This is a genomic window from Marinomonas sp. CT5 (assembly GCF_018336975.1).
Taxonomy (GTDB): Bacteria; Pseudomonadota; Gammaproteobacteria; order Pseudomonadales; family Marinomonadaceae; genus Marinomonas.
Map to the genome: position 1 here is coordinate 1,776,685 of NZ_CP025572.1, position 14,725 is coordinate 1,791,409.

At 41.5% G+C, this 14,725-nt stretch carries 12 protein-coding genes and 1 pseudogene; 12 read left to right on the plus strand and 1 reads right to left on the minus strand.

Going from position 1 to position 14,725, the window contains the following annotated elements; genetic code table 11:
* Positions 1-20 precede the first annotated feature (20 nt).
* From nqrF to C0J08_RS08320, 12 genes and pseudogenes are all read left to right on the plus strand, one after another.
* Positions 21-1,247: an NADH:ubiquinone reductase (Na(+)-transporting) subunit F gene (gene nqrF, locus C0J08_RS08265; protein ID WP_212655672.1), complete on the plus strand. Its 1,227-nt coding sequence runs from the start codon at positions 21-23 to the stop codon at positions 1,245-1,247.
* A gap of 64 nt (positions 1,248-1,311) precedes the next feature.
* Positions 1,312-2,325, plus strand: a complete 1,014-nt coding sequence (locus C0J08_RS08270; protein WP_212655673.1) for an FAD:protein FMN transferase — start codon at positions 1,312-1,314, stop codon at positions 2,323-2,325.
* A gap of 31 nt (positions 2,326-2,356) precedes the next feature.
* Positions 2,357-2,590 carry a (Na+)-NQR maturation NqrM gene (nqrM, locus tag C0J08_RS08275; protein WP_212655674.1) on the plus strand — a complete coding sequence of 78 codons (234 nt, stop codon included), beginning with the start codon at positions 2,357-2,359 and terminating at the stop codon, positions 2,588-2,590.
* Between the two features lie 20 nt (positions 2,591-2,610).
* A complete protein-coding gene (sthA, locus tag C0J08_RS08280; protein WP_212655675.1) occupies positions 2,611-4,005 on the plus strand; it encodes a Si-specific NAD(P)(+) transhydrogenase in 1,395 nt (464 codons plus the stop codon).
* A gap of 87 nt (positions 4,006-4,092) precedes the next feature.
* A pseudogene (locus tag C0J08_RS08285) lies at positions 4,093-5,407 on the plus strand (IS4 family transposase).
* 146 nt (positions 5,408-5,553) lie between these two features.
* Positions 5,554-6,540: a permease gene (locus tag C0J08_RS08290; protein WP_212655676.1), complete on the plus strand. Its 987-nt coding sequence runs from the start codon at positions 5,554-5,556 to the stop codon at positions 6,538-6,540.
* Between the two features lie 27 nt (positions 6,541-6,567).
* Positions 6,568-6,798 carry a thioredoxin family protein gene (locus C0J08_RS08295; RefSeq protein ID WP_212655677.1) on the plus strand — a complete coding sequence of 77 codons (231 nt, stop codon included), beginning with the start codon at positions 6,568-6,570 and terminating at the stop codon, positions 6,796-6,798.
* A 217-nt stretch (positions 6,799-7,015) separates the two neighbouring features.
* Complete coding sequence (locus tag C0J08_RS08300; protein ID WP_212655678.1) at positions 7,016-7,357, plus strand: carboxymuconolactone decarboxylase family protein; 342 nt, start codon at positions 7,016-7,018, stop codon at positions 7,355-7,357.
* Positions 7,358-7,518: 161 nt separating this feature from the next.
* Positions 7,519-7,950 (plus strand): hypothetical protein, encoded by a 432-nt coding sequence (locus C0J08_RS08305; protein ID WP_212655679.1) that lies wholly within the window; start codon positions 7,519-7,521, stop codon positions 7,948-7,950.
* Between the two features lie 312 nt (positions 7,951-8,262).
* Positions 8,263-10,404 carry an ATP-dependent nuclease gene (locus tag C0J08_RS08310; RefSeq protein WP_212655680.1) on the plus strand — a complete coding sequence of 714 codons (2,142 nt, stop codon included), beginning with the start codon at positions 8,263-8,265 and terminating at the stop codon, positions 10,402-10,404.
* 9 nt (positions 10,405-10,413) lie between these two features.
* On the plus strand, positions 10,414-12,366 hold the full coding sequence (locus tag C0J08_RS08315; RefSeq protein ID WP_212655681.1) for a UvrD-helicase domain-containing protein: 1,953 nt from the start codon (positions 10,414-10,416) through the stop codon (positions 12,364-12,366).
* A gap of 31 nt (positions 12,367-12,397) precedes the next feature.
* On the plus strand, positions 12,398-12,673 hold the full coding sequence (locus tag C0J08_RS08320; protein WP_212655682.1) for a hypothetical protein: 276 nt from the start codon (positions 12,398-12,400) through the stop codon (positions 12,671-12,673).
* 481 nt (positions 12,674-13,154) lie between these two features.
* On the opposite strand, the gene C0J08_RS08325 is transcribed toward C0J08_RS08320, so the two are convergent.
* Complete coding sequence (locus tag C0J08_RS08325; RefSeq protein ID WP_212655683.1) at positions 13,155-14,636, minus strand: RimK family ATP-grasp domain-containing protein; 1,482 nt, start codon at positions 14,634-14,636, stop codon at positions 13,155-13,157.
* Positions 14,637-14,725 lie beyond the last annotated feature (89 nt).

Sequence of the window (14,725 nt, forward strand, 5' to 3'; positions counted from 1 at the left end):
AAGAATAAGGTTTAACTAACATGGTCAACTTAGAGATTATTCTAGGTGTGGTGATGTTCACAGCGATCGTGCTTGCATTGGTGGCAATTATACTTGCTGCTCGTGCTCGCTTGGTAAGTTCTGGGGACGTTACAATTCGCATCAACGGTGAAAAAGAAGTAACTGCGCCAGCTGGCGGTAAGTTGCTTCAAACTTTGGCGAACAGTGGTATCTTTCTATCGTCTGCTTGTGGTGGCGGTGGTACTTGTGCCCAGTGTAAGTGTAAGGTGACTAGTGGTGGCGGCTCTATGCTATCTACTGAGCAGTCTCACTTTACTCGCCGTGAAGAAAAAGAGGGCTATCGCTTATCTTGCCAAGTTTCCGTGAAGCAAGATATGGATGTAGAAGTGCCTGAAGAGGTGTTTGGTGTTAAAGCGTGGGATTGTACGGTTGATTCCAACCCTAATGTGGCGACCTTCATTAAAGAATTAACGTTGAAATTACCTGAAGGTGAAAACGTTGATTTCCGTGCTGGTGGTTATGTTCAGCTTGAGGCACCTGCTCATACAGTTCACTACAAAGATTTTGATATTGAAGAAGAATATCGCGGTGATTGGGATAAATTTAATCTTTGGAAATTTGTTTCTAAAGTAGATGAAACCGTTATCCGTGCATACTCAATGGCGAACTACCCAGAAGAGAAAGGCATTGTGAAGTTCAATATTCGTATTGCTTCTCCACCTCCAGGTAAAGATGATTTACCTCCAGGTCAGATGTCTTCTTACGTGTTTAGCCTTAAGCCAGGCGATAAGATTAAAGTGTACGGCCCATTTGGTGAGTTCTTTGCTAAAGATACAGATGCTGAAATGGTATTTGTTGGTGGTGGTGCAGGTATGGCGCCAATGCGTTCACATATCTTTGATCAGCTTAAGCGTTTGAATTCTAAGCGTAAGATTTCTTTCTGGTACGGTGCACGTAGTGTCCGCGAAGCTTTCTATACTGAAGAATACGATAAGCTTCAAGAAGAAAACGAAAACTTCGAATGGCATTTGGCGCTTTCTGATCCTCAGCCAGAGGATAACTGGGAAGGTAAAACTGGTTTCATTCATAATGTTCTTTATGAGAGCTACTTGAAAGACCATCCGGCACCAGAAGATTGTGAGTTCTACATGTGTGGGCCTCCAATGATGAACGCATCTGTTATTAAGATGCTGGAAGATCTAGGTGTAGAAAAAGAAAACATCTTACTTGATGATTTCGGTGGCTAGCGCCTGAATAAAGACCCACCTTTTGGTGGGTCTTTATTTTATTAGCGGTTAAAAAAGATTTTATATGCGTAAAAAAATATTATTTCCAGTTTTCCTGCTTATCGCTATTGCGGTTGTTTATCGCCTTTCTGTTTTTACCCCTGAATTAGTAAGCTTCTCAGGCCCGACTATGGGCACAACTTATACGGTGAAGTTTTATACAACGAAAGAGGTTGATGGTTCTTGGGACTTGAAGGGGGACGTAGATGCCGCATTGGTTCGTGTGAATGCGCTTATGTCGACTTATGATCCCAATTCAGAGCTTTCTAAATTTAATAAGTTGTCTGCTGGTCAGTCGGTTGGTGTTAGTGAAGATCTTGCCTATGTAATCGATAAGGCTTTGCTCATCAGTCAAATGAGTGGCGGTGAATACGATGTGACTGTTGGTCCTTTGGTAAATTTATGGGGATTTGGTCCTGGTAAGCGTGAAGATAAGGTGCCAAGTCAGGACTTAATTGATAAGGCAAAAGCACGAGTTGGCTATCAGTATTTAAATCTTGATGGCCGTCGTTTGACGAAAGAAAAAGATATTTATGTGGATTTGTCCTCTATCGCTAAAGGGTATGGCGTTGATGTGGTGGCAAAAGTTCTACAAGATAAAGGTATAGATAGCTACCTGATAGAGGTTGGGGGAGAAATTATCTCCAAAGGGGTGAAGTCTGATGGAACGCCTTGGAGAATCGCCATAGAGAGCCCAGCTGGTGGGCATTCTATGGCTGAGCGTGTTATATCTGTGACAGATGTGGCGGTTGCGACTTCTGGAGATTATCGAAATTACTTTGAAAAAAATGGTGTACGTTACTCTCATACGATTAATCCAATTACAGGTCGACCAATTACGCACAAATTAGTTTCTGTTACTGTAGTAGAGAAAACAACAACAATGGCTGATGGGCTTGCGACTGCAATTACAGTGCTTGGTCCAGATAAAGGTTTTGAGTTCGCGCAAAAAAATGGTATCGCGGCTTATCTATTGGTGAAAACAGATTTTGGTTTTGAAGAACATCCGTCTGATGCCTTTAAAGCTTACTTGAATTAGATTCTCAAAATATATTTTTAGGAGAAATCATATGTTAACGATTGTTTTGGCATTTGGCCTAATGCTGATGTTGGTTGCCGCTATGGCTGTTGGTGTGTTAATGGGTAGAAAACCTATTTCTGGATCTTGTGGTGGTATGAGTGCTTTGGGCATGGAAGTGGCTTGTGATATTTGTGGTGGCGACAAAGGGAAGTGCGAAAAAGAAACAAAAAAAGGTATGGCTGCAACGGTTTCTGATGACACGTTTTATGACGCATCTAAATAATTGATAGTAAAGAGGGTATTATGACAACGAGACATTATGATGTGGTTGTATTAGGCACGGGACCTGCCGGAGAGGGCGCTGCAATGAGCGCAGCAAAGGCTGGCAAAAGAGTGGCTGTTATTGAGGCAAGTTCACAGGTTGGTGGTAGCTGTACACATTTAGGAACTATCCCATCAAAAGCGTTGCGTCACGCTGTAAAGGAAATTATTGCTTTTAACACTAATCCAATGTTCCGTGATATTGGTGAGCCTCGTTGGTTTTCATTCCCAAAAGTTTTGGATCGTGCGAATCGAGTTATTGATAAGCAAGTTATGGGGCGCACTGAGTATTATGCTCGTAACCGTATTGATATCTACTTCGGTCGAGGTAAATTCAAAGATGCAAATACAATAGAAGTAAATACTTATGAGAAAGGACCTGAGCTTCTAGTTGCCAAAAAAGTGGTAATTGCTACAGGCTCTCGTCCATATCGTCCCGCTAATATCGACTTTTCGCATCCACGTATTTATTGCTCTGATACTATTTTAAGCTTGAGTCACACGCCTCGCTCTTTGATCATTTATGGTGCTGGTGTTATCGGCTGTGAGTATGCGTCCATTTTCTGTGGATTGGGCGTACGTGTTGAGTTGATCAACCCTGCTAAGAAGCTATTAAGTTTTCTTGATGACGAAATTACTGATGCGTTGAGTTATCACTTACGTGATGGTGGCGTACTGATTCGTCATAATGAAACGTACGATTCTGTCGAAACCACTGAGCGTGGTGTAGTTATGCATATGGCTTCTGGTAAGAAGTTGCGTGCCGATGCGTTATTGTTCTGTAATGGTCGCTCAGGTAATACGGATAATTTAGGTCTTGAGTCAATTAACTTAGAAGTTAATGGTCGAGGTCAGTTAGCGGTAAATGATACATATCAAACCGCAGTTGAAAATGTGTATGCTGCTGGTGATGTTATCGGCTGGCCGAGCTTGGCAAGTGCAGCTTATGATCAAGGTCGTGCTGCCGCAGCGAATATGTTTGGGGCGCCAGGTGGTGAATTTATTAGTGAAGTCCCTACCGGGATTTATACCATTCCTGAGATTAGTTCTGTTGGTAAGACCGAAGCAGAATTAACCGCAGAAAAAGTGCCTTATGAAGTAGGCCGTGCTTTCTTTAAAAATACAGCGCGTGCACAAATTACAGGCGAAGCGGTTGGTATGCTTAAAATTTTGTTCCACCGTGAGTCGTTGGAATTGCTTGGAATTCATTGTTTTGGGGACCAGGCATCCGAAATTGTTCACATAGGCCAGGCGATCATGAAGCAGCCTGGTGAGCAGAATACCTTGAAATACTTCTTGAATACGACCTTTAACTACCCAACTATGGCAGAAGCTTACCGCGTTGCTGCGTTGAATGGTTTTAACCGAGTTTTTTAAGTTTCATTTTGTTATAAAAATGTATGGTCCGCCTCGTTATTGCAAATGATATTTCGATAACGAGGCGGACCATAAATTTTTGTGTCTATTCAACAGCTCTTACTCAGTATTGATGAATTTCATTCCTTCTCGAATCATTCAACTTTCACTCAAAACATACCTGTCGAATGGATTGAGCCCGCATTAACACTCGCTTCAAAAGCGACTATTAGGCGTCGCCGCTTACCTGAAGATCAAGTTCTTTGGCTGGTTCTAGGTATGGCTCTTTTTCGAGATGAGTCGATTGAGAAAGTGGCAAGACGATTAAATATTTGTTCTGAAGGACTCTCTTCTGAGCAATTGATTGCTAAAAGCGGAATATCCCAAGTAAGGCAACGCCTTGGAGCTAATCCTATGCAATGGCTCTTTCAGCGTACCGGTTAACACTGGGCTAATAAGCGATTTGCTAAAGATGATTGGCAAGGGCTACAAGTGTTCGCTATGGATGGGGTTATTTTCCGTACGCCTGACACCCTTGATTTACAAACACATTTTGGTAGTGCCAGCAATGCAACCATAAAGCAAAGTGCTTATCCGCTGTTACGTTGTGTCGCGCTGATGAATACTCACTCTCATGTTATTTTAGATGCTTAAGTTGGCGATTATCGAACAGCGGAAACACCTTTGGCAGAAGCCAAGTTAGACAAGATTCCTGATCGCAGCATCACCTTGCTGGATAGGAACTTCTGGAGTGCCAATCTAATGCATACATTGATGAGTGGAGGTAATGAGCGACATTGGTTGATACCTAAGCGCAGTAATGCTGTCTATGACGTCGTTGAAGAGTATGGGGATGGTGATGCTTTATGGCGTATGACCGTTTCACCTCAAGCGCGTAAAAAGAACCCTTAGTTACCTCTGTACTGGGATGTGCGAGTTGTTGCTTATGACGTTCAAGGAAAATACTGACTTCTCTTCCTCGTAGTGATTACCAAGCGGATAAAATTGCTCAGCTGTACCATCAGCGCTGGGAAATTGAACTAGGGTTTCGGGACATCAAATCCTCGATGCTCAACAACGCCATTACGTTACGCAGTAAGAAAATCGATTTAATCTACCAAGAAGTGTGGGGGATGTTACTGGCCTACAACATCGTACGTCGAGAGGCGAGTCATGCTGCAGTATCACATGGTCAACGAGCGAGCGATGTGCGTTTTAAAATGGCATTTACGTTTATTGCTTTGAATTTAATCATAATGGCCGCCGCTAAGCCAGAATCGAAGACAGGAATGCGGCTTAAGGAGTTAAGGTCTGGGGTGTGTAATTGGTTTTTAGAGAGAAAGCGAGGCTTAGTAGACCTCGCATGATAAAGCAATCAAAGACGAGATATCCTGTATCTCGTAATACTGTTCCGCTTAAGTGAACAGCATTAACCTACGGGTCGCTTTTTTATTTGATTTCGGTCAGCTAATGACAAAGCATTCATAGTCTTGTCGTGAGCATCGGAGTAGGGTGAAAGGTAACCATTGTGAGTTCACTATAAAGTAACGGTCAAATACGAGAAATACTATGCTGGCTATTTTTACTGATTTAGCAGATTGGCTCACTTTCATATTATTTGGCTTGTCACCGAATTCGAAATTGGGTGATGCGGTACATTTCTTTATCGAAGACACAACCAAGATTTTTTTCCTCTTGGTCATCATGATCTACTTTATTGCGCTGTTGCGAGCGTCGCTCAATATTGAACGAGTTCGGGATTATCTTGCCAAGAAAAATCGCTTTGTTGGCTATTTAACCGGATCTGTGTTCGGCGCCATCACGCCATTTTGTTCCTGCTCAAGCATTCCTGTATTTCTTGGTTTCACCTCTGCAGGCATTCCTGTTGGCATTACCATGTCGTTTTTATTGACCTCACCGTTGATTAACGAAGTGGCTGTTTTGTTGCTGCTGAGTTTGGTTGGCTGGCAAATCACCTTGATGTACGTTTTGGTTGGTATGGCGGTTGGTGTCTTGGGTGGTGTATTTCTTGACCTTATTCGCGCTGAAAAAATGCTACAACCTTTTGCTTTAAAAGCTTATCAATCGGCGACACCTATCGCTGACTCGGGTAGTGCTTCTGTCGCAAAGCCAACATTGTCTTTTCGTGAGCGACACAACTTTGCTAAGAATGAGCTATGGGATATTTTCTCACGAGTATGGAAGTGGGTTTTTATCGGCGTTGGATTAGGTGCGGCCTTGCATGGTTATGTACCAGTCTCTTGGCTGGAAGGTAATCTTGGTGATGGCCAATGGTGGTCTGTGCCTTTGGCTGTGCTGCTTGGTATTCCGCTTTATTCAAATGCCACGGGCGTGATTCCTATTATGGAAAGTTTGATCACTAAAGGTCTGCCAATTGGTACCACTATGGCGTTTTGCATGAGCACCGTTGCAGCCAGCTTTCCAGAGTTTATTTTGCTTAAACAGGTGATGACGTGGAAACTGCTTGCCATCATTCTGGTGATGCTACTTTTCTCCTTCACTTTAGTGGGGTGGATTTTGAACCTTGTTAACTGAAAAGCTAATCAAAAAAGGAATAATCAAATGAAACAAGTCAAAGTGTTAGGTAGTGGGTGTAGTAAATGTGTGAAAACGGCTGAACTTATCAAAGCGGTCGCAGCGGAAAACGAAGTGCCAGTGAATGTAGAGAAAGAAACCAGCGCCGAAGTCATCATGAGTTATGGTGTGATGAGTACGCCTGCCGTAGTGATAAACGAGGTTGTTGTGCATTACGGCTCTATTCCTGATAAGAAAAAAATACAAAGCTGGTTTTAACCGATGAATTTCTTAATTTACCATTATTCCTTCATCACACCAGCAATCCTTTATCTTCCTGAAGAACAGCGTGTAAAAAGTGCGATTGCTATGTTTGAGGGAAGCGTGCCTGCTTATATCTTGTCCAGAGTCATGTTTTGCTAAAAAAGTGCTATCTTCTTTTGGTTATTCGCTTTAAATTAGTTTTATCTAATATTAAGTCTTATTAAGGTGAACCATGAAAAGTTATAAAGAAATCAACAAAGACCAAAATGCCTTCGCACGTGAATACCGTAAATCTTCTCCTGAAATATTGGATGGATTTATGGCGATGCATAAAGCTGCCATGGAAGAGGGAGCACTGGCAGTTAAAGTAAAAGAAATGATGGCACTAAGCATTGGCATTGCTTCACGTTGTGATGGCTGCATCGCCTCCCACGCCAAAGCGGCACTTCGTGCTGGCGCAACACGGGAGGAGCTTATTGAAACCATTAACGTTGCAATTATGATGGGGGGAGGCCCTGCAGTTATTTATGGTACACAAGCACTCGCTGCGGTCGATGAGTTTTTGGCCGGGTAAGATCTTATTGAAGGAAATGTAACCATATATTGGCTTCATTTCCTTCCTATTTCTCATCAGACAGTTTTTCATATTGGAAAATACAAGCCTGTCCTATCTTAGGTGAGGTTGTTTATAATTATTGCTTTTTACCAATATGGATCAAATGGAGGATGAAGAGAATGTCAGAGGAGGAGTCGACTACATCGGCTAGGCAACCTAGAAAGTATCGACATAAGAGTAGTCAAAGCAACGCTGAGCGAGCGGAAGTGCAGAGCGAAGCTAGGTCAAAGCGATTCTACAAAATAAAGCGTAAAATTGCGCACGTGTATTTCATTCAATCTGATTGGGCAAAATGCCCTTTGTCTTTTGCCGTGTGGCTTCCATTCGGATTTTCTGCCCCTATTGTAATACTTTCTCATTTACAAATTGAAAGTGAGCTGGCTCCTTTTGCGCTTGGCTTAGGTTTTGGGGCTTTGATATTAATAGGGGTTGGTAAGGTAGAAAAGTACGTTGAGGGCAAGTTATTACGGCATGAACCGCTTGCTCGTTTTGTATGGGGTTATCACTTGTTAGCTCTGACTAGTAGTGTTCTTTCTTTCTCATTGTTGTAACCACATTACTTGTTGAATTGAGCGGTGCTTGAGATCACTCAATATCGATATTTCATTAATCTTCATTCACCTAATGTTCACCGTTAGGCTGCACGAGAGAGTCACGAGCGTAATCTGTACGAAAGTGCCGAAGCCATCTTAATTCGCTGTAATTGTTCAATAAAAACACACAAGTATTTTGTGGTTTTGGATGAGCTTTCAATGTAGTGTCGTATTATTGTCAGGGATTGATTTAAGTGAATACGTATTTTTATTAAACAACCTTAGTTGTCTTTCCAAGCTGATTAACTTTACTTTTTTAAGGTTTTTAATATGAAAATTACTTCTTTTGCTTTGAAAAATTACCGTCGACTCTCTGATGTAACTCTTGTTTTGGGTGATAAGAAAACGGTTCTAGTTGGTGCAAATAATAGTGGTAAAACCTCTTGTATAGGGGCGCTACACACATTTCTGAAAAGTCCTGAGAATCTAAAGATCAGAGATATATCTAAATGTAATTGGAAGAAAATCCGAGAACTGGGGATTCAACTCGAACACGGCTTCCCTTCTACCGAGAGAATGGACGAAATATCGTCAACTTTAGTTAACTTATTACCAAGTTTAGACATTGAGATCACTGCGGAAGCGAGTGAGGCGTATAAGGTTAGAGATATTCTCCCTCATTTGGAATGGTGTGGTGGCGCTCTACATGTTCGTATGATTTACAAAGTACGTGATCTTTCTCAACTGTGTCGAGAGTTTGCGGACGCAAGGGCCGTTGTTGCTGAGCATGATCATGTAAGCCTTTGGCCTAAAGACCTTTGTGATTTTTTAGAGAAGGGGAAAAATCTAGCGAGGTATTTTGTTCAAGGACATTTTATTCTAAGCAAAGAAACAGAGCCAACGGTTCACGATGCTTTACAGCCCCTGAAACCTGAATCGTTAAAAAAGTTAATTCGAGTAGACGTCATATCCGAACAGCGTGGATTAGGTGCAGAAGACAGCGCTGATCAGAGGGGACCATATTCAGAGAAGCAGCGATTAAATAAATTACTTCGCGATTATTATGACCGTATTTTGAACCCTGAAGATTTTCCTGAGAAAAAAGATCTTGAATTTTTGGGGCAGCAGCAGACTTTAGAAAAGGGCTTTACGGATCGACTGAATGAACAGTTTGAAGCTCCTTTTAGAGAGTTAACAAATATGGGTTATCCGGGAATTGGCGGTAATCCAACTGTCGAAATTGCTGCCAAAATTAGTGGAATGGATGCTTTACAAAAATCATCATCAGTTCAATATCGCTTTGATAAAAATGAAGAAGAGTTTCTTCCTGAAAGTTATCTTGGGCTTGGTTACCAGAATCTCATATATTTGACCTTTAGGCTTTTAGAATTCCGTGATAAGTGGATGCGTGTCGGGAAATCAGTTTCTTCAGGGGAGAATGTCAGAGAACAGATTGAGCCAATTCATTTAGTTTTAGTAGAAGAGCCAGAAGTAAATCTTCATGCGCAGGTTCAGCGTGTATTCGTTTCGAAAGCTTATGATACGTTGAGGAATCATCCCGATTTACGAGGAAAGGAGAACCCTGCATACAATACACAGATGGTGATTAGTACCCACTCCACTCACATCATTGATGATATTGACTTTAAGGATTTACGCTACTTCCGTCGTAATGATGCTGATGCCTCTTTAAATATGGATCATACTTTAATTGCTAATATGTCGGAGCTTTTTGATAAGGCTAAAAATGAGCTTCTGTTTGTTAGGAAGCATTTGAAATTAACTCATTGTGATATTTTCTTTGCTGATGGCGTTATTTTTGTTGAAGGTCAAGCAGAGCGCCTGCTAGTGCCTGAGTTTATTTCTAAAAGATTTCCAGAGCTAACAAAAAGGTATATTTCTATGCTTGAGGTGAGTGGCGCTCATTCTCATAAATATCGGGAATTGGTTGAGAAGCTTGGGATCGTGACTTTAGTTTTGACAGATCTTGATTCAGTTAATGATGAAGGAAAGTCTTGCTACCCAAAAAGAGCAAGTGGTCAGAAGACTAATAATGACACATTGAGGCTATGGCACCCCAGAAAAGACTCAATAGATGAGTTATTGGACTCTTCTCAAAGTGCAGTAACTGGTCAAGGCATATCGGTCTACGTTGCTTATCAAAAACCAACGAAGATTTCTGAGCAAGAAGTTTTATCTCGAACGTTTGAAGATGCGTTAATTTTGGCGAATTTTGAAAATGAATATTTTCAGGGAAAAGACAAAATCAAAGAGGCAAAAGATAGCTTTGAAACGAAGGATAAATACTTGGAAGAGTCTCTTTATAACTATGTGCAAGGCTTAAAAAAAGGCGACTTTGCCTTCGATTGTCTCTTTCACCTCTCAGGTAAAGACACTCAAGATTTTAATCCCCCTGAATATATAAGTGATGGGCTGGCGTGGTTGCAAGCGCAACTTTCACCAAAGGTTTAGGAGGACATTATGTCAGAAGACTTTTATTTGGCGGAAGTTAGACCTGTAAATCATGATGATAGTGTTGATAGGGCTATCCAAGGGTGTCTTCAAATTGGATCAGGAAAAAGTTTCATCACTTTTGCAGGGGCGGGATCAGGTAAAACTTATTCTTTAAAAAAGGCGCTTGAATTTTTGAGTGATCAATATTCTGATGCTTTCACTCGTCAGGGAAAGCAAATTGCGGTTGTAACCTTTACTAACAATGCAGCAGAGGAAATTGTTGATCGAATCGAGCAAAATCCAATTTTTTCTGTTTCGACAATTCATAGTTTTTGTTGGTTGGCTATTACAGGTTTTAATGAAGACATTCGTAGGTGGTACTTAGATACGATTCCGTCAGAGCTTGCGGAGGTCGAAGACCTGCAAAAGCGTGGTAGAGCAGGAAAGGCATCGGATGCGCGAAAGAGAACTATTGTCCGTTTAAAGGAAAAAATGATTTGGTTAGCTGAGCCTCGTACATTTGTTTATGATCCAAATGGCGTAAATTCTTCTCCCGAAGCATTATCGCATGCGGATGTCTTGAAGATTTTCTCTCACTTTTTGACGGTCAAACCGATGATGGCCGAAGTTATTGTAAACAAGTTTCCTTTTATATTTATCGATGAAAGTCAAGATACTAACAACGATGTAGTTAATGCTTTTTTTGATCTTCAAAAGGCTAAAACTGATGAAGTTGTCATCGGTTTATTTGGAGATAGAATGCAGCGTATTTTTGGTGGGGGAGAGCCGCAGCTTGGTAAGTCAAAACCGACTGACTGGACTGCTTTTAACAAGGAAATGAATCATCGCTCTAGAAGACGTATTGTTGGCTTGGGCAATCATATTCGTAGCGAAGATGATGGGCGTAAACAGTTCGCCCGAGATGGGGCTTTTGAAGGTCATGTTCGATTTTTTTTATTACCTCATGGTGTTACAAATAAAGACCAAGTCGAAGCGAAAATACGACAGGCTATGGCAGAAATCACCGATGATGCAAATTGGATAGATACTAAATCTGAAGAAACAGCAATCTTACTTCTGGAGCATAAAATGGCTGGTCGACGGCTTGGCTTTGATAATCTTTGGGATGCACTCTCAAACTCAGAAAAAATGAAGTATCGGATTACTGAAGGTAGTATTACTGAGCTGATGTTTTTCTCAGATATTGTGTCTCCCTTAGCTGAAGCGAGTTTGGAGGAAAGACGAGCAGACTTGATGTCTATTTTGAGACAAAGTAATTCACCGTTGCTTGAAGCTGAAGAGTTAGAAGCTGATAAGGACGATCCGCTAAAGGCTGCCAGAACTGCGGAACATGCATTTAGACAAGTAATTTCAAATGAAAATGTTAGCTTTCGTGAAGTTCTTGAGGTGCTTGCTGAGTACAAGCTGCTTAAAATTCCAGATAAGTTGAAGTCGTTTGTGTCGGTTTATGAAGACGTTGAAACTGAGATAGAAACTTATCAATCAGAAACAACCCAAACGGAGTCCGCAGACTTAGAGTCAGAGGAAAAGGATAGAAGCGAGATTGCTGCTTGGGCGGAAGCCTTAGAGACTAATTTCTTTCAAATTCGAAACTATAAAGACTACATCGATGAAAATACAATGTATCGAACTCATCAAGGTGTAAAAGGTAATGAATTCGAACGTGTTATGGCTATTATGGATGACGATGAAGCTGGTGGATTCATGTTTTCTTACGAGCAGTATTTTGGCGTGAAGGAGCCTTCTATAGCGAGTCAACAAAAAGTAAAAGCCGGTGCTGAAACAGGTCGAGACCGTACTCGACGATTGTTCTATGTCACATCCACACGGGCTAAGAATAGTCTTGCTCATGTGATTTATACATCCGATGTAGCCAAGGTAAAGGAAAACCTCATAGAAAGAAGGTATGCGAGAGAGAATGAGATTATTGAGTTTCAAACACAGTTTCGTATGAGCTAGAAGGGCTTCTATTTTTTTAAAAGGTAATATTTTGAAAGTCACCTTGTCCATCAGTGCTCAACACATCGCTTGGTTAACGATTGCCATCATTTTAGGAATGGCCATTGCTTACTGGTATACCGGCTGGCCAGTTATTGCGGTGTATTTTGGTATTCCAGTCGGCATTTTGAGTGCTTTAGGCTTCTTTTTAGTAGATACGTTTTTCCTGAAAGAGGTACGAACTTTGATTAAGCGCTTTTTATTAAGAGCGCTTTGCATGCTTGTTATTTTGGTGACTGTTTTTACGATGTTTGTGCTTTTAAAATGACAGGTATTCTTTTTAAAAATCATGAATTTAAAGCACTGTTATTGATCTTAAGTTTCTTGTCGACCTAAAGGCGCGACTTACACTAAAATTACAGAAAAGTGGTCGTACTTTTCAGCTGGCTGCTGTCTTTGTCTTTCTATCTCTGAAACTCCGAAGAAATCAGTTCGACGCAATCCCGATTGCGCGACCTTATGGAGTTTCAGCGTCAGTTCAAAATATCCTTTCTAATCACATCAAAAATAATTTATGCCTTGCAATTTATTTCGTCTTGCTAAACCAAATTTCAAACAGAGTAAATGAGACGTTTGGGCTGAAAGCCCGATAAAAAGATCTTTTGGTTACTTTTGCATCGATTGGCAAAAGTTACACGCCCAGCAGGGCGGAATAAAGGTCATGAGTAAAAATCGACTGAGAGGAAACAAACGTACTTGCGTAATCGAAAAACAAAAAAAGGCGACTTCGAGTCGCCTTTAGCGTTTTTCTAGTAAGCGGGTTGGTCGCCACGCTTGACCTGCATACGGCGCAAGAACTCTGACATGATGTGCATGTAAAGTTCGTTGCCCAGATATTTGTCTTCCACACCTCGGTCGATACTTGGGTTGTCGTTTACTTCGATCACGTAACCGCGGCCATTAATTTCTTTTACGTCTACACCATAAAGACCATCGCCAATAGGTTTGGTTGCAGCAATGGCAGCTTGTAACACGCGACGAGGCACTTCAAACGTTGGTAAGGTATCGAAACCACCACTTTCGCTGGCACTGTCACTGTGTTGGTAGATCTGCCAGTGATCTTTCACCATGTAGTAACGGCAGGCAAAAATCGGCTTGTTATTCAGGACACCGATACGCCAATCGAATTCAGTGTAAAGGTATTCTTGTACTAATAACAAAGAAGACTTTTTGAACAAGGTGTTTAAGCTTTCGGTTAAAGCGTCACGATTTTCCGCTTTGATCACGCCTTTTGAAAAAGCGCCATCGGGAATTTTTACCACCATTGGATAGCTGATCACGGCTTCCAATGCGTCTTCCACGTTGCTTTCACCCTTGTGTACGATGCGTGTTTTTGGACACGGCACTTTGTGAGTGTTGAACAAGTCGGCTAAATAAACTTTATTGGTACAGCGCATGATGGATTGTGGGTCGTCCATAACGACCAAGCCTAAGCCTTCTGCCTTTTTGGCAAAGCGGTAGGTGTGGTGGTCGATGTTGGTTGTTTCACGAATAAACAAGCCATCGTATTCCGGCAGACGCATGATGTCTTTAGGTCCAATGGTATCCACGTGAATTCCCAATTGCTTGCCGGCTTGAATAAACTTTTTAATGGCTTGTTCATCGCTTGGTGGTAGCTTTTCTTCAGGGTTTACCAAAATTGCCATATCGAATTTTGCAGTACGTTGTGTACGACCCTTGCTCCATACCTTGTTACTAAATGCTTCAAGGGATTCTGCGAATAAGGTTTCTTCCTCATCGTTCAGTTTACTTTGGGAGGTGGATTGCAACGCGGTAACTTGCCATTCTTTACGATACTTTAGCGTAACTTCCAATACAGGGCTCGGAAAACTCTCGAACAGTTTACGCGCGAATTCCTTCATCTCTGGATGAATCGTTTTACCAAATACACAGTGAAACTTTAGCTCTGTTGTTGTTTCTGGTTTGGCGAGTTTTTTGGCCAATAATGGTAGCCATTGAGAAATTTCTAACTCATATAGGTCTTTTTTGCTTAAGTCGTTGAGCACACGCACAGAAGGCATAACGTGGTGACCACGACTTTCTGCCAACAAGGAGCAATAATAGCCGTCAGACAGATATTTACTGCTTTTACATAAGTTGATGATCCGAGTGCGTCCTTGGCTTTTGGTTGAAGCCAAGTTTAGGTATTGAGTAAAGGTGATCACTCGATCACTGGGAAGAAACGCCGACCAATCTTTGGCCTGATCAACAACAATGTATGTCTGCGACATTAGTTCTGTTTTTCCTTCTATTGAAATGGGCTCGAAATGAGCAAAAGCACCTTAAAAAGGTGTTTAAAAAATGTCCTCAATTTGTGCGG

Bases quoted from the DNA above. Each gene is read 5' to 3' on its own strand.
- C0J08_RS08305 (WP_212655679.1), top strand. From the start codon at position 7,519: ATGTCAGAGGAGGAGTCGACTACATCGGCTAGGCAACCTAGAAAGTAT.
- C0J08_RS08310 (WP_212655680.1), top strand. From the start codon at position 8,263: ATGAAAATTACTTCTTTTGCTTTGAAAAATTACCGTCGACTCTCTGAT.
- nqrM (WP_212655674.1), top strand. From the start codon at position 2,357: ATGTTAACGATTGTTTTGGCATTTGGCCTAATGCTGATGTTGGTTGCC.
- C0J08_RS08315 (WP_212655681.1), top strand. From the start codon at position 10,414: ATGTCAGAAGACTTTTATTTGGCGGAAGTTAGACCTGTAAATCATGAT.
- C0J08_RS08295 (WP_212655677.1), top strand. From the start codon at position 6,568: ATGAAACAAGTCAAAGTGTTAGGTAGTGGGTGTAGTAAATGTGTGAAA.
- C0J08_RS08290 (WP_212655676.1), top strand. From the start codon at position 5,554: ATGCTGGCTATTTTTACTGATTTAGCAGATTGGCTCACTTTCATATTA.
- C0J08_RS08300 (WP_212655678.1), top strand. From the start codon at position 7,016: ATGAAAAGTTATAAAGAAATCAACAAAGACCAAAATGCCTTCGCACGT.
- C0J08_RS08270 (WP_212655673.1), top strand. From the start codon at position 1,312: ATGCGTAAAAAAATATTATTTCCAGTTTTCCTGCTTATCGCTATTGCG.
- sthA (WP_212655675.1), top strand. From the start codon at position 2,611: ATGACAACGAGACATTATGATGTGGTTGTATTAGGCACGGGACCTGCC.
- nqrF (WP_212655672.1), top strand. From the start codon at position 21: ATGGTCAACTTAGAGATTATTCTAGGTGTGGTGATGTTCACAGCGATC.
- C0J08_RS08325 (WP_212655683.1), bottom strand. From the start codon at position 14,636: ATGTCGCAGACATACATTGTTGTTGATCAGGCCAAAGATTGGTCGGCG.